The organism is Asanoa iriomotensis, assembly GCF_016862515.1.
GTDB lineage: Bacteria > Actinomycetota > Actinomycetes > Mycobacteriales > Micromonosporaceae > Asanoa > Asanoa iriomotensis.
On the sequence record NZ_BONC01000030.1, the window covers coordinates 1 to 22,510 of the forward strand.

A 22,510-nucleotide genomic window follows, 5' to 3' on the forward strand; every position below is an offset into this window, starting at 1 on the left:
AGGGGTCGCCGCCGGCGCGCCGCGTGATGAGCATCTGGCGGTAGTCGTCCTCGCTGAGGCCGATGATGAGGTTGTTGTGCGGCAGCCACTGTTCGCGGCTTGTCCACCGAGCGTCAGCGAGGCCTGACGAATTAAGGTAATGGCCTACGGCTGGGTCGCCGTAAGGTCATTCGGGCGCGGATGCACACGTTCGTCACCCAGTTGGTAGCCATACTGCCGCACGTCGCTCAGAGGTGCATGGCCCGCATTGCCGGGGTCCACGTACGTAGGGAGCAGTGCATGGACACGCCGCGTCGTACCCGCACCTACCGCAGCCATCACCTCGACAGCGAGCGGTGGGACCATGTCACGCTGCGGTCGGGCGACGTCGTCATCTCGACCTCGATGAAGGCGGGTACCACCTGGATGCAACGCATCATGAGCCTGCTGGTCTTCGGCGCGGGCCCCTTGCCGGCTCCGCTGGCCGCGTTGTCTCCGTGGATCGACGCGGCCTTCCTGGGCGACGTGGATGGCGTCGTGGCGAGCATCGAGGCCCAGGAGCACCAGCGGTTCCTGAAGAGCCACCTGCCGTTCGACGCACTGCCATACGACCCGGCGGTCCGTTACGTGTACGTCGGCCGCGACACGCGGGACGTGTTCATGTCGGCCTTCAACCACTACAGCGCCTACACCGAGTTCACCTACTCGCTGCTGGACGCCGCGGGCGGCGCGGCTGGACCGATGCCCCGTTGCCCGGCCACCGAGCGAGAGCTGTGGCCCGACTGGATGACCCGCAGCCTGTTCGATTGGGAGACGGACGGCTGGCCGTTCTGGTCTCACCATCACCACGCCGCGACCTTCTGGCCGCATAGGAACCTGCCCAACCTGCTGATGGTCCACTACGCCGATCTGCTCGCCGACCTCGAGGCGCAGATGCGCCGCGTCGCCGCCTTCACCCACATCGAGGTGGCCGAGGATGCTTGGCCCGAGCTCGTGGCGGCCGCCCGGTTCGACGCCATGAAGCAGGAGGCGATCCGCAACGAGAAGTCCGTCAAGCCGCTCTTCTTCGAGGGCGGCGCCCGTCGCTTCTTCTACAAGGGCACCAACGGACGTTGGCGCGATGTCCTCACCGAGGAAGACCTGGCCCTCTACGAGACAGCAGCCGCCCAGCTCGACCCGGGGCTGCGCGCATGGCTCGAAGCCGATTCACCGCCAACGCTTGACTCCGGCGTTTGACGCGAGCGGCGAGGATTCGGGACGACCTCACGATGGACGTCTTGCTGCGGAGCGTGCGCCACGTTCCGCCGAGGGCTCCGGCCACATTCGCCTTTGTCGACGGACCACCAACGGACGCCGCAGCGGCAACGGCTCAGTCAAGACCGCTCATCCACAGGTTTGACAATTGTTCCGGCCTCGCCTTCTCCATTCGTTCGCAGACAGCGGCACTGGCTGCCGACTGGCTACGGTGATCGGTTCAGCATTCGTGCCCTGGCAGGCCGCAGCTTGGGCCTGCAAACCCCGACTGGGCCACCCACGCCCCTCAGGTTTGAGTCCAGTCCTACCGCCATGTGCCGGTTACGGCTTGGCTCAGCCCTGGGCGTTCCAGGTTGGGAGTCGCCCAAAGCCTTGGTGTGGGGGTTCAACTCGATAACGAGCAGACGTGCTCTGAGCTGGCGTTGGGTTTGGGTTCGTATCGAGGGGCGACACGAACCGATACCCAACCGGGGTATCGGCTTGCAAGGACGATACTGCTGCCCGACTAGCCACGCCGTCAATGCGGCACCATCGGTCTCCCGATCTTGATGTCATTTTTGTCGCCTGCCTGACCGTCGAACGAGGCGACGGTCAGGCCGACGATGACTCGCGATCGGATGGCGACGACGGTCAGTGGACGAGCAGGGGTGTCGCGTCGCCGGCTGGGCCGTTGTTGGGTTCGTCGGCTCTGCCGGTGCCGTCTGGTTGGGGTACGCGTACCAGAGTGATGGCGAGGAACGCGGCGACGACGAGGAAGCCGACGGCCCACCAGACTGCGGTGGCGTACCCGTGCACGATCGCCTGGTTGGTGGTGCCGGCGTGGTCGGCGAGCCACGCCGCCGTGGCGCCGGCCGCGACCGTGTTGAGCAGCGCGGTGCCGATGGAGGCACCGATCTGTTGCGACGTGTTGATGATCGCGGAGGCGATGCCGGCTTCGTGTGCGCGCAGCCCGTGGGTGGCCAGGCTCATCGCGGGCAGGAACGCCGTACCGGTACCGAGGCCGAGCAGGACCTGGCTGGGCAGGATCAGCGCCAGGTAGGAACTATCCACCGTCAGCTGGGTCAGCAACAGCAGGCCGATCGCCGCGGTCAGAAAGCTCCCGGCGAGGAGGACTCCGGGCCGGACGCGGTGGCTGAGCCGGGCGCCGATCAGGGTCGGGCCGAGGATCATCGCGATGATGAGTGGCAGGAAGCCGAGGCCGGTGCGGACCGGTGACCAGGCCTGGACGACCTGCAGGTAGTAGGTCAGGAAGAGGAAGAGGCCGAACATGCCGACCATGGAGAGCCCGATCGAGGCGTAGACGCCGCCTCGGGTGCGGTCGGTCACCACGCGCAGCGGCAGCAGCGGGTTTGGCACTCTCGCCTCGACCAGCACGAAAGCGAGCAGCAGGACGGCGGACGCGAGGAACGAGCCGAGCGTCCAGCCGGCACTCCAGCCGTCCGACTCGGCCCGGGTGAAGCCGTAGACGAGCGCGACGAGACCGGCGGTCGCGACTGCGGCACCGGGGATGTCCAGGCGCTGGCGCCGGCGTGCCCCCGATGTGTCGTGGATCGTGGGTATGGCACCGATCGCGGCGACGAGAGCGAACGGGACGTTGATGAACAGCGCCCAGCGCCAGTCCAGATATTCGGTGAGGACACCGCCGAGGATCAGTCCGACGCCACCACCCGCGGCGGCGATCGCTCCGAAGACGGCGTACGCTCGGGCACGCTCCTTCGCTTCGGTGAAGGTCACCGAGAGCAGCGCCAACGCGGCCGGGGCGAGGAGCGCGGCGAAGGCACCCTGCAGGGCGCGGGCGGCCAGCAGCGTGCCGGTGTCGCCCGCGACGCCGCCGACGGCCGAGGCGACGGCGAAGCCCACCAGCCCGATCAGGAAGATCCGTTTGCGGCCGGCGATGTCCGCGAGCCGGCCGCCGAAGAGCAGGAGGCCGCCGAACGCGAGGGTGTAGCCGGTGATCACCCACTGCCTGTTGCCGTCGGAGAAGCCGAGATCGTGCTGGGCCGAGGGCAGCGCGATGTTCACCACCGTCGCGTCCAGGGCGACCATCAGCTGCGCCAGGGATATGAAGACCAGAGCCGTCCAACGGCGGGGATTGGCGGGTGCGGGGTCGGACGTGAGTCGCATGTGGACCTGTTCTGTTCGAGGGGTGGTGTCAGAGGCTGATGACGATGCCGATGCGGCGGTCGCGTCGGCGCAGGAGCAGATCGGCGGCGAACACCAATCGGGAGATCGGGAAGCGGCGGGACATCAGGCGGCGTACCCGGGCCGTCCCGTCGCGGTCCAGCAGCCGGGCCTGGCCGCGCACCGTCGGTGCGCCCCCGGCGACCCGCCCGCTCATGTCGCACGGCGTGACGGTCACCGTCGCGTTGTTGCGGATCCGCTTGACCTTCCCGCTGGTGCGCTCGGTGAGCACGAACAGCTCGCCGGCATCCGCGACGACCCCGACCGGCGTGAGGACCGGTCGGCCGTCCCGGCGGTACGTGGTAACGCTGGCGTACCGGGCGCGGGCGATCGAGGCGGGCACACTCATGCCGGCCTCCCGGCGTTTCGGCGGTCCAGCCAGAGGGCGCCCGCGACGGCCGCGGCACCGAGTGCCTCCCAGCCCGCCGCGTGGAGAAATGCCCTCGGCGCGCGACCGGTGACCGCGAGCCCGGCAAGGCCGGCGGCCATCAGTGCCCTACGAGCGATCACGAAGGCGGGAAAGCCGGGCCACCCTCGCGCCGCACCGAGCAGGTAGGCCGCGCCCTCGCCGATCGCGGCGAAGGAGCTGCTGCCCAGGACGGCGGGCGTGTGGTCACCCGGCCCTCGCTCGGTCGGGCGTTCGAACCCGGACAGGCGTAGTTGGCGGTCGGGACTGACCACGCCAAGGATCCCGAGGGCGGCGCCGGCCGCGCCCAGGGTGGTCAGCGTCCAGAAGGCGGCGTCTCGCGGCGGCCCCAAAAACGGTAGTGTCATCACCGTTTTGACGATAGCGCTAAAGTGGTGGTGTCGCCACCACTTCGATCGGAGGTCCGATGACGCGGGCTCCCCGCCGGGACCAGCTCCGCAACCGGCAACGGTTGATCACGGCCGCCCGCGAGGCGTTCACCGAGCAAGGCCCGGACATCGCCTTGGAGGAGATCGCGCGCCGGGCCGGCGTGGGGACCACCACGCTCTACCGGCACTTTCCCGAGAAGGAGGGGCTGATCGAGGCGGTCCTCGACGACCTCACCGCCGCGGTGAAGGACAGCGCGGCCCGGGCCATGGAGGGCACCGACCCGGTCAGCGCCTTCCGAGCGGTGTTCACGCAGAGCTGCGACATGTCGGAACAGGAAACGGCGACCTTCGCCCAACTGGCCGGCGCCGGCCACCGCGCCGATCAACACGCCCAGCGTCTGATCACCTCCGTGGTCGGCCCGGCCACGGACCGGCTGAGAACCGCCGGTCGGCTACGTGCCGGCATCACCGCCGAGGACATCGCCTCCTTCGTACGCATGACCCTCACCGCGGACAGCGACGACGCCCGCGAAAAGGCGATCCACGTCATGCTCGACGGCCTCGTCACCCCCGAAGGCGCGGCGGTGCCGTGACAGAGCGGGTGAAGACGTTCAGGCGGGTGTGTGTACGGCGGCGAGGTAGGCGAGTGCCTCGGCGCCGCGGCTACCGCGTTCCGGCGTACCGACCAGCAGTAGCCTCTCGCAGGTTGGCGACGAGAGCCTGGATCTCCGGGTCGTCGGGGAACAGCCCGGCGTTGAGGCGCAGGGCGCGGACCTGCTTGTAGAGATCGCTCAGCTCGGGGCCAGCCCCAGCTGACGCTGGAAATCCAGCTCGTCGAAGTAGAGATGATGCTCCGTGATCTTCCCGTTCTTCACGGTCGCGATGTCGGCGCCACGGATTTTGACGTGCTTCCCGGTCGGTTCCATGGTCGCGCCCGTCGGCCCCCGCACCGACCCGGTGTTCGTGCCAACGAAGAAACCCTCGTCGACCGCCTTGTCGCCCGACTCGACCTTGCTGGTCGATTCCCAACTGCCGTCCGGGAAACCATCGATGAACTGACGCCAGTAATCCCCGATCTGCTGGCGTCCCTTGACCTCGCCCGCGTCCGGAGTCATCACGACCGCATCGTCCGCGTACAAAGCCGCTGTCGCGTCCACATCATGAGCTTCCATGGCCGCAACGGTCATCCGGTCCAGTAGTTCGCGCGCCTCTCCCATGTTGCCACCCCCTTTCCTGCTGGTTATCCCCCGATTCGGGCGCCAACCATCGCCGCGGCCCGAAATACCGGAGCGGGCGACGAAGGCCGCCAACCTTGGTTGACAAGTAGCTCAATCAGGCCAGCCGCGGTAATGATCGGCACGACCGCTGGACCGGAAGCAGAAGCGGCGCCCAGTGGTGCTGCGCGGCGTCGCGATCGCGCGCCGGCAAGCGCAGGGCAGGTGGTCCTCCACCGGTTCCGGCCTCCTTCGGCGGTCTGCACGTTCAAGGCTCGGAGCCGGCTTCGAGCCGAGGCGTGGGGGTTCAACTCGATGACGAGGAGGTGCTCTGAGCTGCGTTGGGTTTGGGTTCGTATCGAGGGGCGACACGAACCCATACCCAACGTGGGTGTCAGCTAGCAGGGACGATTCCACTTCCCGACCACGCTGTTCCAGGACTCCGGATCCCCCGGACCTCAAGATCCGTGGGTCAAGTGCCCAAGATCAGGGGCAACTCCACCACGGTAATCAGGTTTGACACCCGACAGGGCGAGGGCCTGGCCAGCCAGGCTCAGGCGAACCTGAGCGTGGCTGGCCAGGCTACCTGCGGCTGGACGCCGCCGGGCCCTGCCTAGGGCAGCGCCCGCTCGACGGTCAGCGTCATGTCGCCGTGCCGGTAGGACACCCTGAACAGGTGGCGGCCCGCGTTCAGGACCCGCCGTTCCGGCAGGGAATGGAAGTTGCCCTTGATCGAGTCGCCACTCATGATCGTCAGGACCGTGCCCGGAGTGAGGCGCGCGCGGACGTCCAGGTCGAGTTTGCCGCTCAGCACCAGGTCACCCGCGGCCCGGACGCTCGTGTAGTCGTGGTCGCCGGAGATGGTGATGGCGAGGCGACCCGCTCGGCCGACGGTCACGTCGCCGCCGACCCTCAGGACGTTGCCGGGCGCGACGTCGGTGAGGGTGAGGGATGCCGCGGACGCCGCTTCCTCGGATGACAGACCAGGCTCCAGCACGCCATTGTCGACGTTGATGCTGCCTGCCACGAAACCGGTGCCGCCGAGCGTGCCGCCGCTGACGTCGATCGAGCTTGCGTGCGAGCCGGTGATCGCAAGCTTTCCGCCTTCAACCGTCGTGCCGCCCTCGTACGTGTCGGCGCCCGTCATGACCAGCGTCCCCGAGCCTTGCTTGGTCAGCGAAGCCGTGTAGAGGTTGTTGTCGATCTTGTCCTGAATGTAGGCCGCGCGCGCGTCCATCCATTGCTTGCGCCACTTGACGGCGTCCTCATGGGTGATCTTGTCGTACAACTCGGGATGGCCGTCAGTAATGGCTTGGACGTACGGATCAGCCAAAATGCCCTGCAGCATGAAGGCCTGTTCGTCGAGCGTGCCGTCCGGGTTCAGCACGTTGGGGCTGAATTCACCGGCGTACGCAACGCCTTGCTCCTTGTAGCGCGCCAGCCACTGCAGATCTTGCCGTTCCCGTTCCTTGATCGCGATCTGGCTGATGTCGTTGGACCAGACGTCCAAGGGCGCTTTATCCATGTTGTACGTCATGGGGCTCAGGAGCTGGCCCGGGCCGTACATGCCCTTGGCCAGGTCGGGAATCCCCCAGCCCCAGCGGTCGTCCGGAAGACCGTCGGGAGCGGTCCAGGCGATGGATGCCCCGGAGGGGGACGTTTGCCCGGTGCCGAGGAATCTCACGCCGTCGGACATCTTGTTGTTCGCCGTGGTGAACATCAGCTCGCGCACCTGGATGGCGTCCATGTTCGGGTAGCGAGAGAGCAGCACACCCATCACCGCTGTCGCGACGGGCGTCGCCGGTGACGTGCCGCTCGAGTTCGAATAGTTGGTGTCACCGGCGCTGCTCGTGGTCCGCACGCTGTTCGAAGGAGTCGACACGGTCCACCATTTGGCGAGCCCCGCCTCGTTGAACCCGAACTGCTTCGTGTATTCGGGATTGGTCGCGGTGGGCGGTTGCACCCCGCCGACGGCTACCCACTGCTTTTCCGCCGCGGGATTGAAGAGGGGGTACGCCGGGCGAAAATACGGGTTGCTCCAGTCGTTGTTGCCGGACGACCGTACGTTGACGGTGCCGCTGTCCTTGATGGCTTCCCAGATGGCGTCCATGAAGGAACGTCCGGGGTGGTTCGGATTGTACTGGATGCCGCCTTCCGAATAGCTCTTCAGGAACAAGAAATACTGGTACTCCAGATCCTTCAGGAACTCGTTGGGGACAATCGTCGCCATTGCCGTGGGGCTGGCGCTGTCCTTGCCAGGCAGTTGGTAGGCGTTGGCGAGGTTGCCGTTGACACCGAGATCTTTTCCGAGGCCGTCAAAGCGGGCCCTGTCAAGGGTCTGGACAAAAGAGCCCCAACTGCTGTTGATGACCCGGGCGCCCGCGTCGACCAGGGCCTTGTTGGCGGTGTACCAGTAGACGTAGTCGTGGAAGGGACCGTGCGACTGGGTATCGGAACCGCCGGTCTTGGCAACGTACATCGTCGATCCGAAGGCGATGCCGTGCTGGTCTTTACCGTCCCGAATGCCGGAGGTGACCCCAAGCATCCCGGTCCCGTGCCCGTAGTCACTTGTCCGCGCCTGATCACCGGCCACAGTGAACGGCTCGCCCGCGGTGAACGGGTTCCCCGGGGTTGCCGTGTTCCGGTACCCGAAGCCGGAGGTGCCGTAGACGCCCTCCGCTCTGACCGGAACGATCAGCCCGGTCTGAAATCCTTCGTGTGTAGTCCGGTAGCCCGAGTCCATCATGCCCAGCGCGACGCCCTGCCCGAAGTAGCCCAGGGCGTAGGCGGTGGACGCGTTTACCGCGACGAGCTGCCACGGGGAGTCGATCGCGGTGCCGGGGTTAGCAGGATTATGTCCGGTGTAATAACCGTATTCCGGCGTTTCCCAACTGGCTTTGGCGGCATCCAGCTCGCCTGGGCTCCTGGCGACAAAGCCGGGGTCTCCCGGGTACGTCGGCGGGCCGCCTGCATTGCCAGACGTCAACGTTGGACCGGTCTTGGACGTTGCCGAGGCGAACCCGGCCGGAAACAACGCGACGCCTGCTCCGGCAGCTACGGCGCCTCCCAGTCGCCGCAGGAACTGCCGCCGACTCGTGAACCTCATGCTCATTCCGGCTCCTTCCCGAGGGGTCGATATCGCTAACGGACCGGGGCGACCTGATCCGCCCCAGCCCCATGATTTACACGCGCTGGCCGAGTCAAAATGATGGGCCGTTACGCCGCTTCCAATAACGGCGCCCGACCCCATTCGCCCGGATCAAAGGGGTGGATAGGGACAAGAGACTCGCACGGAGAGCAACCCTCAGACGTGAAGACCGTCACCGAACGACCCAGCTGCACGGGCTCGCTCCGTCGGGCGCGGCGAGGCCGACCTCCAGTCCACTGAGGGCGCGTGCGTCGCTTGGCGGCCGGGAGGTGATCTCATCCAGCGCACGGCCATCCTGGTCGTCATCGCGGCAGCGCCTCCAAACCGTTGTGCATGCGAAGGCCGACCGCCAACGCCCGCCGCAGCACCTGCAAACTCGGAGGAACAGCGCCGGACAGGCCCGCAGAGATAGCCAAGCCACCGGTCCGCGCGACGATGACGGGGCTGTCCTCGCCAACACCGCAACCGCAGAACGGTCGGCGCCCTCGAAGGAGTGCCGATGCCGTCGCGAGCCCGAAGGAACCGAACAGCGCAGCCGCGAGCGGAAGCATGACCGCCGGCTGCCAACCACCGATGAGGCCGGTGCCGAGGATGACTACGACGCCGGCAACGCTCCGGGCCAAGATCAAGGCAGACGGCACAAGCCGGTAACCGGCAACGGGCGTTGCGGACCGACGCGGTGCGCGCACCTTCGCGGCCGCAGCCGCGATCAGAAGGAAACCCTGCCACGCCGGAACGGCGAACTGGAACTCTCCCACCGCGCGGCCTCCCTTCATGATCATCAATTAGACTGCGACAGAAGTGCCTCGTCAAGAGGGCAGCGTCTATCCACCAGAAGCGGTTTGAGCGACCGTCCACATCGGATCTCCGCCGGAACGGTGGTTTGGCGCGAAGAGCGCGTGGTCTCGGGTGGGACTGCCCCAAGTTCGGTTGACTTGGGGGTTCTGTCGATCAGGCTGCGGTTGCGTCGGCCGCGACGAGTTGGCGGCCGACGTCGGTTTGGACCCGGACGAGGCGCAGAAGGCGGCGAGTGGGCTGCTGACCTTGCTTTCGTTCGGAACCGGGCGTTCGGGCGGCCCTCGGCCTGCGGGCCCGCCCGGAGGTCCTGCTGCGCGATCAGTGGTTGCGAACCGTGCCCGCGGAGTCGGTCGGCGTGCTGACGGACAGAGACGCCGTCGACGCATGGGTGCGCGAGCAGACCGGCGGCCTGCTCAACGGGCTCTCGACGCTCGTGTCCCAGGAGCGGTTGCTGGTGCTCGCAATGGTGTTGACTGTGCGCACTACCTGGAAGGAGCCTTTCGAGGAGGACATGCTCGCGCCGCGCCTCGGTCCGTGGGCCAGGCGGTCAGCCCATAGTCAGTCGCGATCCGGCCCAGACCTTGACCAGCTCGCGGTGTACGAGATGGCGCATGGCCCGGTCTCGTGCTCGGCGTCGAGGGCGACAACGGCGCGTGGTCGACTTGGTGCTGGGCCCTCCTGACGCGCCGGCCGGCGTGGTGCTCGCGCCGGGCTCGCGGCTCCCGGCGGCGGTTCACCGGTGCGGGTCGTTGGATGCCTTCCAGGTCGTGGTCCGCTGGAACGTGATCTGGTGGTGACGCAGGAACTGCCGCAGCCGTTCGCCGACCACGACGACCCGGTCGGGGTTTATCGGCCAGGCACTCGGCGAGCTTGCGGATGCTCCAGCGGGTGAACGGGCGCCCCAGCGTGGTGGGGCGGGTGTTGGCCGTCATACCGGCCCACCGAGGGTCCAGGATGGCCATCCCCATCTCGTTGAACCGATGGATCACCTGACGCACCGAGTCCCCGTCGGCAGTACCAGACGGGCAAACGCCGGCACCGTGTTCCCACTCGCAGCGGCGAGCACAACCATCGCCCGCCGCAACCGCAAGACCCCAACCCGGTACCACGGCGCACGAGAGTTGCGTATCGCTAAGCCGGCCAACGTCTGTGGTCAAGGCACTAGCCAGGGTTGACCGGTTTGGATAAGTTGAGAGCAAATTCATCTGCTTCGCTGGGCGGCGGGAGATCGCGGTGGGTTACTACATGGAGATCGCGTCGATGGGTGACCTCGGCGAGATGATTTCCAACTCAGGGCGCTTTTTCGGGAGGCCCTACGGGGCGTACATCATCGCCTTGGCGACCCGCGTCGACGAAGAAGCGCTGGAGTGGCTCTATGAATACCGGGAAGCCATGGATTCTCTCACCGGCGAGCTCGTGGCGTTCGTGCTCTTCTACAACGAGGCCGAGCTGAGGATCGAATCGAGTACCGGTGACTTCGGCAGAAACCATCCGGCGGTGATGATGACCGTGCGAGACATCATCAAAGAACGCAAGGAGCCGGAAGACCTGCCCTTGGCTCGCGGTCGCAAGCTGGGGTTTGCCACCGCCATGACCTACGGCTCCGACGCTGTCGCCCGCGAGCTTGAAATCATCGACCAGTTGCCCTGCTTCGTCGTCTTCGACGACGCCAGCTCGAACTCGGGCGTGTTCCACACGTTGCCGATGACGGGCCAACGCTCCGACTTCCAGGTGTTCCGCGAACTCATGTCGGGGTTCGCCGCCGACCCGGCCAACGCCGCATACTCCGCCGTTTCCCGAAAATGGGACCGAGCCGCCGCGAGACGGCTGGAGTTGGTCAACCGCGTCAGCTACCTGTCGCACGAGGCGGGCGGATCCTCGAAAGTGGCCGAGGCGAAGCAGGAGATCGCCGAGATCGACCGACAGTTGGCCGTCTACGTCGAGCAGCTCAACCGTCTTCCGAAGCCCTCGCTCGGCCCCCACGTCGACGAGATCCTCAAGGATCGAAAGCGTTCAGCCCGGATGAAAGGGCTTCGCAAGTCCGCGTCGGCCATCGCGACCAACACGCCAACGGTCCTGGACACGGTGGTCAAGACCGCGTCTTCACTCGGCTACATGTGATCGCCGTCCCCGCCAATCGCGGGAGGAACGGATGCCGCTACTGCGGGTGGCGGCGAGTGCCAGCAGGATAAGCAGAGCCGAATAGACGGCGACGGTCCCGATCGGCCCGCCCACCGTAGCAGCATGCCGGCGAGCTACGGTCCGAACGGCAACGCAGCCTTGGTGAAAGGGTTGATGGCCGCGTCGACGCTGCCCTGGATCGGTTCGGGGCCGTGAGTCACGATGTAGCCTAGGACGCCCGCCGTCGCGGCCGGGCCGAGGAAGAACGCGGCGCCGCGGACGGCACCGATGGCGCAGGCCGATTCCGCGACCGCCATCAGCGGTGACCAGCGCCGTCGTCCAGCCGAACGCGACGATGAGGGTTCGCGGCGCGAGCCAGGCCGTCAGCCGTGGCGCGGCAAGCGCGCCGGTGGGGCCGCCCGCGCGGGCAATGGAGAAGAGTGCGCCGACCTCACCCGGCCCAGCGGCGTGTGCCCTGGCCAGCATCACCGACACCGGGCCGCTGCCGCCCTTGATGCCTTGACACGTGCGGTGGCTCTGCCCGCATCGCGTGCGACCTCGGAACGACAAGCCGGCCGCTGCGGCGCCTTGCCGACCGGGGCAGGGCAACGCCGGCCGCCGCACCCCGCTGACCGCAACCTAACGCCGGCGCCGGTACCCAGATCACGGCCTCCGCGGCGACACCCTTCTACTCACAAACCCGCGAGGTCTGGTGATCGACCAAGGGGGTAGGTCGCCCTCAAGAAGGCGCTTCGACGATCCTCCCAGCACCTGTCGGACGCGGCGGACCACGCCGGCCTTTCCAGGCGCCGCCGGACCTCGCGGGAGGCTGCTGCTGGCCGTCCACGCCGATGGACGTCAGGACGCGTCGCCGGTTAGATCCGATCTATGTGGCCTTGCGATGGCCTATCGACCGTGAAGGTTGCCACTTTGGATCGACAGTCGTACGATCACTCGACCCAGACATCCGATGTCTGGTCGTACACCTGTTCGTCGAGATCGGAGCGCCGCGCGCAAGCCCGACAGGACGTGAGGTCGGCGGTGCTCGATCGGTCGAGGGATGTTCGATCAAAGGAGAGAGAACTGTGCCAACGACCAATCGGTATCGAAGGAATGGATCCGCCGCTCTCGGCGTGAGGCGGCGAGCGAGGAGGTGGATCGCCGGTTCGCTCGTTCTCATGCTCGGCGTGGGCGGCGTCGTGTCGCTGAGCGCCCCGGTCGCCGCCGCGGAGCAGCCCGACATCTACGGCGAGCAGCCCGCTCTGAAGGCTTGGTATTCGGCACCCGCGGGGCCGGCGAACGACAAGGCGCTCGCGTGGGAGAAGGAGAGCATCCCGCTCGGGAACGGCTTCATGGGCGCCGGCATCATGGGCGGCGTCGACAGCGACGAGATCATCATCAACGATCACACCTACTGGACCGGGGGGCCCGGGCAGAATCCCGCCTATGACGGCGGGTTCAGCGCCAAGACCTCGGCAGAGAACGCCGCCAACGTCAAGAAGGCGCAGGACCTGCTGCAGGCTGCCTGGGACGCGACGTCGCCCGCGACCGTCGACGCGGAAGGCAGGATCACGCCGGCGACAACGCCGAGCGGAGCGGCGATGTCCGCGATAACCAGCACGGTCGACCAGCTCAAGGGAGTCAAGAACAACTTCGGCAGCTACCGGCAGCTCAGTACGGTCGCCATGAGCTCCAGTGACATCATCGAGCTCACCGGGTTCTCGGCGAACTACACCAACCCGAACAACGCGAACGAAGGCACCGCGGCGCTGTTCGACGGGACCACGGGAACGAAGATGTACGCCGACCGGTTCGGCCGGCCCACCGCTGACAGGCCGTACGAGGTGCAGTGGTCGTATTCCCATCCGTTTGTGGCATCCACTTACCGCCTCGCGACCGGCAACGACGTTCCCGGGCGCGATTTCAAGAGCTGGCAGTTGTACGGCAAGCAGGGCGGCTCGGACTGGGTGCTCGTCGACACGGTGACGGATGCCGCGTTCGGCGCGCCCCGGCAGACGTACAAGTCGTTCGAGGTGGACGTTCCCGGGTCGTACGACGCGTACAAGATGGCCGTGACCGAAACGGTGGCCGGTGCCGACCCGCAGATGTCGGAGATCCAGGTCATCCTTCCCTCGACCGAGGGCGACCCGGTGACGAACTACCGGCGCGAGCTGGATCTCGACGGCAGCAAGGCCTCGGTGTCGTACACGCGGGATGATGTCAATTTCGCGCGCGAGTACTTCGTCTCGAATCCTGGCAACGTGATGGCGATCCGGCTGAGCGCCTCGGAGCCGGGTCAGATCACACAGTCCTTCTCGATCCGGCCGATCGACCCGCAGTCCATTGTGGCCGAAGGTGACACGGTGACGGCCACCGGCTGGGTCGGCGGTCACAACCAGGCCGCGGACGACGTCAACAAGTTCAACGACGCGCTCCACTACGCCCAACAGCTGAAGGTCATCCCCCAGGGCGAGAACGCCGAGCTGGTCACGTCGGGGAAAGCGATCACGGTCAAGAACGCCGACTCGGTCCTCGTGCTCACCACGACGGACACCAACTACCAGCAGGACGTTACGGCCGACCCGCTGTATCCGGGCGAGAAGCCGCTGAACAACTACTTCGACGGGCGTGACCCGCTGATCGACGTCGCGCAGCGCATCGACGCGGCGTCCGGGCGGACGTTCGACGAGCTTTACGCGACCCACCTGGCCGACTACAAGTCGCTCTTCGACCGGGTCAAGCTGAACCTCGGAAACGTCGCGTCCGTGACCAACAAGACGACCCCGCAGTTGTTGGCCGGGTACCGCGCAGGCACGAACACCGCGGCCGAGAACCGCTACCTCGAGACGCTGTACTACCAGTTCGGACGCTACCTGCTCATCTCGTCGTCACGTCCGGGAGGGCTCCCGGCGAACCTGCAGGGGATCTGGGCCTACGGCACGAACGTCCCGTGGAGCGGCGACTACCACGCGAACATCAACCTGCAGATGAACTACTGGCTCGCCGAGCAGACGAACCTCTCCGAGTTGACCGAGCCGCTGATCAGCTATGTCGACAGCCTGGTGCCACGGGGCACCGAGGGTGCCGAGCGGGTTTTCGGTGCGGGCACCCGCGGGTGGACCACGTGGCACGAGAACAACATCTGGGGCAACACCGCTCCCGCGGTGTCGGACGCGTTCTACAGCCCGGAGGACGGCGCCTGGCTCGCCCAGCATGTCTGGGAGCACTATCAGTTCACGAAGGACGTCGACTTCCTCGCGGAGCATTACGACATGCTGCGTGATGCCGCGCTGTTCTGGGTGGACACTCTCGTGCTGGACTCGAAGAGCAACAAGCTCGTCGTGAGCCCGTCATACTCGCCGGAGCACGGACCATACTCGCTGGGCGCGACACAGCCGCAGTCGGTCGTGATCGGCATCTTCGAGGACGTCATCGAGGCACACGAGGTTCTCGGCAACCGACTCAACACGGCTGACGCGGCGAACGGCCTCGAGGGCCGCGCTGCCGAGGACGCGTACCTCGACGAGATCGCCACGGCCAAGGACGGCATGCTCGACCTGCAGGTCGCTCCGCAGGGCACCTACACCCAGAACGGCCGACAGTACCCCGGCGGACAGTTGCAGGAGTGGCAGCACCCCATCGCCATCGACTTCACCGGCGACGGCAGCCACCGCCACACCAACCACCTCTACGCCCTGCACCCTGGTGACCAGGTCGTCGCAGGCCGGAGCGCGGAAGAGGACGCGTTCGTGAACGCGATGAAGGTGACGCTCAACACCCGCGGCGATTCGTCGACGGGGTGGTCGATGGCTTGGAAGTTGAACTTCTGGTCCCGGGTCCGCGACGGCGACCGTGCGCACGTCCTGTACAGCAACCTGCTGAAGCAGGGCACCTATGACAACTTGTGGGATGCGCACCCGCCGTTCCAGATCGACGGGAACTTCGGCGGCACGGCCGGGGCGACCGAGATGCTCCTGCAGTCCCAGGGCGACGCCATCGAACTCCTGCCGGCGATGCCTCAGGTCTGGGACACCGGCTCCGTGACGGGTCTGCGCGCTCGTGGAGACGTCGGAGTGGACATCGCGTGGGCCGACGGCACGCTCTCCGAGGCTGTCGTGACCCCGGACGTCGCACAGACCCTCACCCTCAAGAGCCCGGGCATCGCCCACAAGAGGGTGACGGACTCGAACGGCAACGAGGTGCGGTTCGAGGCAATGGCGAACTACGACGGCGACCTGGACGGCAACACGATCCGGTTCGACGGGCAAGCCGGTGAAACCTACCGGATCTCGGACGGGCCCGGGTTCTCGACGGTCTTCTGGCTCGTCGATCGTGCCGTGAGCGTCGGGCATCTCACCGGCCAGACCGCGGAAGAAGTTCGCAAGCACATCGAGAAGGCGGAGTCCCTCGCCGATTCGCCCGCGTCACACCGGGCGGTCGTCGCACAGCTCGACAACGCGGCACGGAAGGGTCGGGCGAGCGCGGAGCTGGTGGATGCACTCCAGGCACTGGAGGCCAGATTCCGCTGAATTGTGGCACCACGGGTGCCCGGCGACGTGGTCGCGGGGCACCTGGCGGGTGGTGCTCCCGCAGTGCCCTCGATGATCGCGTACGCCAGCTTGGCGGCCCGACCGACCGCGTGGGCCAGGTCCGGGCAGCTGCGGCGAGCAGGTCGATCGCCTCGCGCAGGTACCGCCATACGGTGCTGACCGACACCGCGAACCCGACCGCCTGGCTATTCGGGTCGGTTGCCGTGCTCGCCGCCGAGGACGTACGGCGTCGTCACGCCCTCGTACATCAAGTGGACGATGAGCCCCTCCACGGCGTGGTTCAGGTTGTGACAGTGGTCAGCCCAGGTCCCAGGGTTGTCGGCGACGAAGGCGATCTCGTAGGTCTCGCCGTCGTCCACGTTGAGCGAATCGACCCACCACGGGCTGCCCGTCGCGGCGACTCCATTCCTGCTCAGCACGACCACGTGGTGGCCGTGGAGGTGCATCGGATGTACCTCACCGCTGTTGTTGCTGATCGTCATGCGGACGACATCACCGTCGGACACCAGGTAGGTGGGCACGTCGGGGTACAGGCGATCGTTGACAGTCCAGTAGTAGGCAGGCTTGCCGTCGAGGAAACCGAAGCGCCGCCCGATGTCGTACCTGAACGTCCGGTCCCGCTCGTCGGCGTTGAAGCCGAGCGGGGCCGGCGTGCCGTACCGAAGAAGGTCCACCGTTGCCGTCGGCCGCGAGGCGAAAGGGGCGTCGAAAGAGCTCGAGCCCAGCACCACGGAGAGCGCCCCGCCGACCTGGATCCGGACCGGGGCGCCGCCGGCCGGCATCGTCACCTCCAGATCGGCCCGGGCACCGGCGGTGACGAGCACGGCCTCGCCATCGATGGACGTCGGCCCGTTCAGGTCGGTGCCGTCCACCGCGACGAGGCGAGCGGACGCGCCGGTGACCCACACGGACGTCGGGCCGTTGTCGGTGTTGATGACCCGGACCCGGGCCCGGCTCCCGGGCGGGATGGTGACGGCGATGTCGTTCTCCTGCCCGTTGAGAGTCCGGATGCCGCGGTAGAGGTGGGTCAGCGTCACCACGTCGGTAACCTCATCGGCGGACCCGGTGGGCCGCACCACCAGTGGCCCGAGCAGGCCACCGATGACCTGCTCGTGCGAGATCTGGTGCGAGTGGTACCAGAACGTGCCGGCCTGGTCCGGCACGAACCGGTAGACGAACTGCTCACCCGGCCGGACCGCGTCCTGCGTTATGCCGGCCACGCCGTCGGCGGCGTTGGGAACATCGACGCCATGCCAATGCAGTGTGGCGCCGTCCGGTACGGACTCGTTGACGAGCCGGACCTCCACAAGTTGACCGACCGTCGCCTCGATCAGCGGACCAGGCGACCGCCCGTTGACGGTGTATCCGTCGATTTCTCGCCCCGATGCCAGCCGGAACCGTTCCTTGCGGACGGTCAGCGTGACCGACACATCCGCCGGTCGATCGGGGTCGGCGACCAGACTGGTGATGGTGCGCGCCGAGTCCCCGTGGGACCCATGCCCTCCGTGGCCGGTGCCGCCGTCGTCGACGTATCCCATATCCATAATGGAGTATGGGTCGGGCAACAGGCTCCGCTGCCACTGCCAGACGAGCGGGCCCGCGATGAGCAACGTCGCGGCGATCGCCACAGCCAGGCGAAGACGTCGGTTACGCAGCATCGGTTCTCACGCCGCCGATCGGACGGCTTCGCCTTCCGCCCTGCGGTCAACGCCCGCGACGGCTCGGACCCGACGCCCAGCGTGCAACGCGGCGAGGAACAGCACAATCGCGTTCAGGCCGTGCAGCGCGCCGGCGGCCGGTAAGTCATGGCCGAGGTAACCGAGCTGGCCTTGGACGACAGCGAGCATCACGACGATGCCGGCCCACTTCACGCCGCCGGGAATCTTCGCGAAGAACGAGAGAACCAGCGTAATCAATGCGATCCCCGGAATGATCAGGCCGCCGTTCAGGCCGTGCAGCGGGATCCCCAGGATCTCCGGGAAGATGATCTGCCTGTCCTCCATGACGGCCTTGTCGAAGACGCCCCCGTTGTTGACCCACTTGGTGAGCCCGGCGATGGCCCAGACCATCAGCATGGCCTGCACGACGACCTCGGCAGCGACGACGTACGCCAAGACCTTGTAGACCTTTCTCATGACCGTTCCTTTCCTAGCTCGAGCGTGCGGGACGCGGATGCGGTTTGTTGATGCGGAAACCGTGACGCAGCCTGCGCCTGGGTCGGTCCCGCCGTGGTACGGGGTCGTTGGGGGCGGCACGGGCACGCCCTGCAGCAGCACGCCGGTGCAGACGGGTCGACCGTAGAGCCGGACGGCTGGGCTCGTCATCGGTGCAACCCCGTAGATGCCTTCAGTGCCAGCACTTATCGGCGATGCCGTGGTGGCGCGACATCAAGCTAGGCCCAGGCGTCCTCGCCAAGAAGGCCCACGACACGCACGTCCGGTCGAACGTTCAGACCGAGGTACAGGAGCACCGCCGACCATGCTGTTGATTCAGTTGACGGTCAGCCGCATTGCCAGGTGAACACCGCTCGGTCGAAGTCGCGGGCTCGCAGGTCCGCCGGCCGGACCAACCAATACAGGGTGCCGACGTCTCCCCAGCACATGTTCGCTTCCTCGTCGCTGTCGATCTGCGCGAGCAGGACCCAGCGCTGCGCCTCCTCGTGCACGGCGGGGCCGGTCCAGTCGGCACGGCCGCCGAGCACGACCTGGGCCGCGTCCATCTCGACCGGCCCCTGGACCGGGTCGGCATGCCCGCCCACGCCGTGCCAGGGCCGGCCTACCAGGTCGCTCAGCGCCCAGGCGAAGTCATCCCGGTTGCGGTAGTCGTCCATGAACGCCCGGTGCTCCGGAGCCAGATCCGTTATGGACGCTCTGAAGGCCGGATGGTCCCAATCCGGGCCCGTGACGATCGCCTCGGCGGTGAGCGCCACCTCGCGGTAGGTGGGGACGCCGCTCGGGGTCGAACGCGGCGAAGTCGGTACGCCGGCCGGCACGTAGGTCACCCGGGCCCCGGCCTGGGTTTCCGGCGCCCACGTTCCGACCACCTCGTCCCTGTCCCGATAGAAGAACAGCAGCGTGCCGTCGCCCGGCAACGCGATGTCCAGGGAATCTGCCGGGAGGCTGCCACAGTCGATCGCGGCGACGAAGCCTAGCCACCCTTGACCTTTCCACCGCGGCCAGCCGACATCGCGAGGAAGCTCCGGCAGGCCACCGAGCCTCGCGACCACCGATTCGCCAGGCAGGGCTTTCCGCAACCACAGGCCAGGACGGAGCAGCCCGATCCACCGATCCGCCACAGGCTCCGGAAGATGCCGACGAGCCACCTCGACCAGATCAGTGTCCAACGGCATCGCCATACCCTAAGGCAACTGCATCCTTGTTCTCAGCCCTTACCGGTAGGACAAACGTCATTGCTGGCACCAGACCACGATGCCTCAGGTGCGGTCCGCAGGGACCAAGACGTTGAGAGCACCACTAGTCGGAAAGCAGAATCGATCAAGGGTTTGGGAACGATGTCGAGCGAGGCCTACGGTCTGGCCGAGCTGCTGTTGGCCGCGCGGGAGGCGCATAGAGGCGGTCGGCTGTCAGGTTCGACCTGACAGCCGACCGCACGGATTTAGGGGACGACTTCGATCGTGTCGCAGCCGTAGAAGCTCGTCTGCGTCGACGGGCCGCTGGTGAACTTGCCGAAGACACAGGCCGTCCGTGTCCGTCGGCGTCAGGGCGTCCCGTGGCGGTCCGAAGTGGAGGACCGCGTCCGGGTCCTGGTCGCGGGTGCGCTCGTCGCGCTCCAGCGAATCCTCCTTGTGGACCTTGTTGTGGAGCTCCGGCACGCCGAGACCGCGCAGCAGGACGTCTGGCGAGCCGAAGCGGGTCGCGTTGACGACGATCGTGGTCGCGTCGAACGCCAGCGGGTTGCCGTATTCGCCGGCGCGGGTGGTGAGGACCGCGGTAGGAACGTCGGCGGCGCCCAGGTTGATCGGGTTCACTTCGCTGCCGGGGTGGATGTTGATGGTCACCGGCACCGCGCAGTCGAGCGTGAGCCGCGTGGTCCGCTGGTTGTTGTCAGCTCGACCGTCGACGACGTACGCCCGCCTCGGATTCACCGTCGTGGTGAAGTCGAGCGTGCGCGGACCTGGCTGGCCACACGTCACGGTGTACGTCTTCTCCAGCCGCTGCGGCGTGCCGACCGCGAGGGTGGCCGGCGTCGTGTCCGGGGCGTCGGGGGTGACGGTGATGCCGGGACCGGCCACGACCGTGCGTTCCACCCTGGCCTCGGTCGGACCGTCGGGTCCGGCGTTGGCGACGGTGCTGGCCACCGTGATGGTCACCGGCCTGCCGATCACGCCGAACAGCGGCCCGGGTGCCGTGACGGCGTCGACCGACAGGTCGCTTTCGCGGCAGTCCGGGTCGTTCGGGTTGGCGACGCAGTAGTCGCGAACGGCCGCCGTGGTGTCGACCGTGGCTACCAAGGCACCACCCTCGCCGGCCACTTGGATTTGCTCGACCCGGCTGTCATAGGGGACGAGCACCTGGCCGCGGCCCGCCTGGCTGACGAAGCCCGAACCCTCCGCGTACGCGAGAGCCGGGTTCGGCATTGTGGTCGACCTGAGCACCGCCCCGTCGGCGATGCTGGACACCTTCAGATCCGGCCTCAGGAACGCGGTCCCCGGTGTGGCCACGTGCGCCACCACGACGCCGGCCGACGTGCCGGACTGCGCGGACCGGAAATCGATCTCGGCGACGAAGCTGCGGGCGTCGTCGACATATTCCGGCCGCGGAACCGGATCGCTCAGCGGGTTGGCGACGGTGGGGACCGCCTCTGCGGTCGTGTGGAGCGCGCCGATCGTCAGGGCGACGGCGCCGATTATCAGCATCGGTACGCGGGCCCGCCGCAGCCGGCGGGCGGGAGTGCGGTTCGGCATCGTAGGACCCCTCAGCAGTTTGCCCGGTCGCATTCACCGAAGACGAAGGCTATGCGCCTGCGGTCGGCTCGCCGGGCGAAGGTGTTGTCGTTCATCAGGTCGTTGGACGCCGGGTCGGAGACCCAGAAGTCCGGGTCGGTGTCGGGGTCGAAGACCGAGTCCATGCCACGGCAGTCGCCGGCGACTCCGCCGAGGTTGCCGACGTCAGCGACGCAGGAGTTCCGGCTCCTGTAGACGTTCGGAACGGTGGGCATCTCGAAGTAGCCACCGTTGCAGCAGTATTCGTCGGCCAGCTCGAAAGCGGAGTGGCCGGTCTCGTGGATGAACACCCCGGTCTCGCCGGCCTCGGCGCTCTGCACCCGATTGAAGGCGCACTCCCGCAGGGTGTTCCTGTTGCCGGGCGGCGGGGTCGCGGGATGCAGGATCGCACGGACATGGCCGAACCCGTAGTCGGCGCCGAGATTGGCCGGCATCTGGTGCTGGCAGGTGTCGTCGATGCCGTCGCCGCCCTGCAGATCCCGGAAACCACCCGTGGCGGCGCCGTCGAGGGCTATCCAGACGTTGACGGCACGCTGGTTCTCCAGCAGGAGTTGTTCTCGCATCAGCTCGAGGACGGCGTCGTGCGCATGGTTCAGGAAGTTGGCGTCCTTCGGCCCGCTGTAGACCGGATACGTCAGCAGGCTGGTGTCCGCGGGGTTGTTCGGTTGTCTCCGAACGTTGGTGGTCGCCGGGAACAGGATGACGTCCAGCGCCCTCTCCCGGGCGGCGGTCAGCAGCACGGGTGCGGTCCGGCCCTGTGGCGGATCCCCGACCTGCACCGTGTGCCACCCGGAGTCGACCGGCTCGAGGCGATCGATCGCCAGGCAGCTGTAGGAGAACGTCGAGCCGGCCGCCCCGGCCGTCCGGCTGGCACTCAGCGTCGTCTGCCGGCCCGAGCCACCGATCTTCTGCCGGGTCGCGCCGCCGTCGGTCGAGAAGAAGATGTCCAGCTGGTCGGAGATCAGCGGCGGCAGGCCGGCGCCATCCGGTTGGTCGCCGAACGCTTCTGCGGTGATGGTGACCGTCTCGCCCGGCTGCGGCCACAGCGGGGAGTGCAGGCACCGCACATGCCGTCCGGGTGCTTGCGGCGGCTCGTTGACCTCGACCATGAGGATCATGTCGCCGACGTCGCCGTCGTCCGCGTTGCCCTGCGTCGTGACCTCGGCGCCGCACGGTCCGCTGACGTCACCGGTGAAGTAGCAGCGGGAGTCTTCCGGATGGAGGTCGATCGAGAAGTTCACCGCCCGGTCGGCATCGTTGTTGGTGAGGTCGATCTGGTTGTCGCGGAAATTCAAGCCGTCGTCCTCGTCGAATATCTCGATCTTCACGTCGGTCGTGGCATTGCTGTGGTCGACTGTTTCGGTCGCCTTCCAGTCGTCCGGCGTGATAATCGACTTGTCCTCGATCTCGCCGAAATCGGTCGAGGAGCCCGCAATGGTCACCCGGCCGTAGAAATCGGCTTCCGAATCCAGGTCGATCGGGCCGCCCGGACAGCATTCCGCCACCC

The 22,510-nt window shown here is 67.2% G+C and carries 16 protein-coding genes and 1 pseudogene; 4 read left to right on the top strand and 13 right to left on the bottom strand.

Annotation, left to right across the window (positions count from 1 at the left end):
- Positions 1 to 180 precede the first annotated feature (180 nt).
- Entirely contained in the window at positions 181 to 1,215 is a 1,035-nt protein-coding gene (locus Air01nite_RS21140) for a sulfotransferase domain-containing protein (protein ID WP_203704497.1), read from the top strand.
- Between the two features lie 648 nt (positions 1,216 to 1,863).
- Here Air01nite_RS21140 and Air01nite_RS21145 read toward each other — a convergent pair.
- The 3 genes from Air01nite_RS21145 to Air01nite_RS21155 are packed head-to-tail and all read right to left on the bottom strand — an operon-like array spanning position 1,864 to position 4,188.
- The gene (locus Air01nite_RS21145; RefSeq protein WP_203704498.1) at positions 1,864 to 3,357 is read right to left on the bottom strand and encodes an MFS transporter; all 1,494 of its coding nucleotides are present in this window, start codon (positions 3,355 to 3,357) and stop codon (positions 1,864 to 1,866) included.
- A gap of 28 nt (positions 3,358 to 3,385) precedes the next feature.
- Positions 3,386 to 3,763, bottom strand: coding sequence for a PPOX class F420-dependent oxidoreductase (locus Air01nite_RS21150; RefSeq protein WP_203704499.1), 378 nt, complete (start codon positions 3,761 to 3,763; stop codon positions 3,386 to 3,388).
- The gene (locus tag Air01nite_RS21155) at positions 3,760 to 4,188 is read right to left on the bottom strand and encodes a hypothetical protein (RefSeq protein WP_203704500.1); all 429 of its coding nucleotides are present in this window, start codon (positions 4,186 to 4,188) and stop codon (positions 3,760 to 3,762) included. The genes Air01nite_RS21150 and Air01nite_RS21155 overlap by 4 nt, the downstream gene beginning before the upstream one ends.
- A gap of 59 nt (positions 4,189 to 4,247) precedes the next feature.
- Between Air01nite_RS21155 and Air01nite_RS21160 the strand changes: the two genes are divergently transcribed.
- Complete coding sequence (locus Air01nite_RS21160) at positions 4,248 to 4,802, top strand: TetR/AcrR family transcriptional regulator (protein ID WP_203704501.1); 555 nt, start codon at positions 4,248 to 4,250, stop codon at positions 4,800 to 4,802.
- A gap of 198 nt (positions 4,803 to 5,000) precedes the next feature.
- On the opposite strand, the gene Air01nite_RS21165 is transcribed toward Air01nite_RS21160, so the two are convergent.
- From Air01nite_RS21165 to Air01nite_RS21175, 3 genes are all read right to left on the bottom strand, one after another.
- Positions 5,001 to 5,426 (bottom strand): ester cyclase, encoded by a 426-nt coding sequence (locus Air01nite_RS21165; RefSeq protein WP_203704503.1) that lies wholly within the window; start codon positions 5,424 to 5,426, stop codon positions 5,001 to 5,003.
- Positions 5,427 to 6,036: 610 nt separating this feature from the next.
- Positions 6,037 to 8,535 carry a S8 family serine peptidase gene (locus Air01nite_RS21170; protein ID WP_203704505.1) on the bottom strand — a complete coding sequence of 833 codons (2,499 nt, stop codon included), beginning with the start codon at positions 8,533 to 8,535 and terminating at the stop codon, positions 6,037 to 6,039.
- Positions 8,536 to 8,873: 338 nt separating this feature from the next.
- Positions 8,874 to 9,353: a MauE/DoxX family redox-associated membrane protein gene (locus Air01nite_RS21175; protein ID WP_203704507.1), complete on the bottom strand. Its 480-nt coding sequence runs from the start codon at positions 9,351 to 9,353 to the stop codon at positions 8,874 to 8,876.
- 1,249 nt (positions 9,354 to 10,602) lie between these two features.
- On the opposite strand from Air01nite_RS21175, the gene Air01nite_RS21180 reads away from it, so the two are divergent.
- Positions 10,603 to 11,490, top strand: a complete 888-nt coding sequence (locus tag Air01nite_RS21180; protein ID WP_203704509.1) for a hypothetical protein — start codon at positions 10,603 to 10,605, stop codon at positions 11,488 to 11,490.
- Between the two features lie 134 nt (positions 11,491 to 11,624).
- Here the strand turns inward: Air01nite_RS21180 and Air01nite_RS21185 are convergent, their stop codons facing one another.
- Entirely contained in the window at positions 11,625 to 11,807 is a 183-nt protein-coding gene (locus tag Air01nite_RS21185) for a hypothetical protein (protein WP_203704511.1), read from the bottom strand.
- Positions 11,808 to 12,341: 534 nt separating this feature from the next.
- Here Air01nite_RS21185 and Air01nite_RS21190 point away from each other — a divergent pair.
- A complete protein-coding gene (locus tag Air01nite_RS21190; protein ID WP_203704513.1) occupies positions 12,342 to 16,019 on the top strand; it encodes a glycosyl hydrolase family 95 catalytic domain-containing protein in 3,678 nt (1,225 codons plus the stop codon).
- A 62-nt stretch (positions 16,020 to 16,081) separates the two neighbouring features.
- Here Air01nite_RS21190 and Air01nite_RS41955 read toward each other — a convergent pair.
- The 6 genes and pseudogenes from Air01nite_RS41955 to Air01nite_RS21215 all read right to left on the bottom strand — a co-directional run.
- Positions 16,082 to 16,221 (bottom strand): annotated as a pseudogene (locus Air01nite_RS41955) (IS5/IS1182 family transposase); the annotation flags it as partial.
- A gap of 4 nt (positions 16,222 to 16,225) precedes the next feature.
- Positions 16,226 to 17,578 (bottom strand): multicopper oxidase family protein, encoded by a 1,353-nt coding sequence (locus Air01nite_RS21195; RefSeq protein WP_239090857.1) that lies wholly within the window; start codon positions 17,576 to 17,578, stop codon positions 16,226 to 16,228.
- A gap of 126 nt (positions 17,579 to 17,704) precedes the next feature.
- The gene (locus Air01nite_RS21200) at positions 17,705 to 18,175 is read right to left on the bottom strand and encodes a hypothetical protein (protein WP_203704517.1); all 471 of its coding nucleotides are present in this window, start codon (positions 18,173 to 18,175) and stop codon (positions 17,705 to 17,707) included.
- A 365-nt stretch (positions 18,176 to 18,540) separates the two neighbouring features.
- The gene (locus Air01nite_RS21205; RefSeq protein ID WP_203704519.1) at positions 18,541 to 19,389 is read right to left on the bottom strand and encodes a YwqG family protein; all 849 of its coding nucleotides are present in this window, start codon (positions 19,387 to 19,389) and stop codon (positions 18,541 to 18,543) included.
- Between the two features lie 234 nt (positions 19,390 to 19,623).
- Positions 19,624 to 20,964 (bottom strand): hypothetical protein, encoded by a 1,341-nt coding sequence (locus tag Air01nite_RS21210; RefSeq protein WP_203704521.1) that lies wholly within the window; start codon positions 20,962 to 20,964, stop codon positions 19,624 to 19,626.
- An 11-nt stretch (positions 20,965 to 20,975) separates the two neighbouring features.
- The gene (locus tag Air01nite_RS21215) at positions 20,976 to 22,508 is read right to left on the bottom strand and encodes a hypothetical protein (RefSeq protein ID WP_203704523.1); all 1,533 of its coding nucleotides are present in this window, start codon (positions 22,506 to 22,508) and stop codon (positions 20,976 to 20,978) included.
- Positions 22,509 to 22,510: the final 2 nt, after the last annotated feature.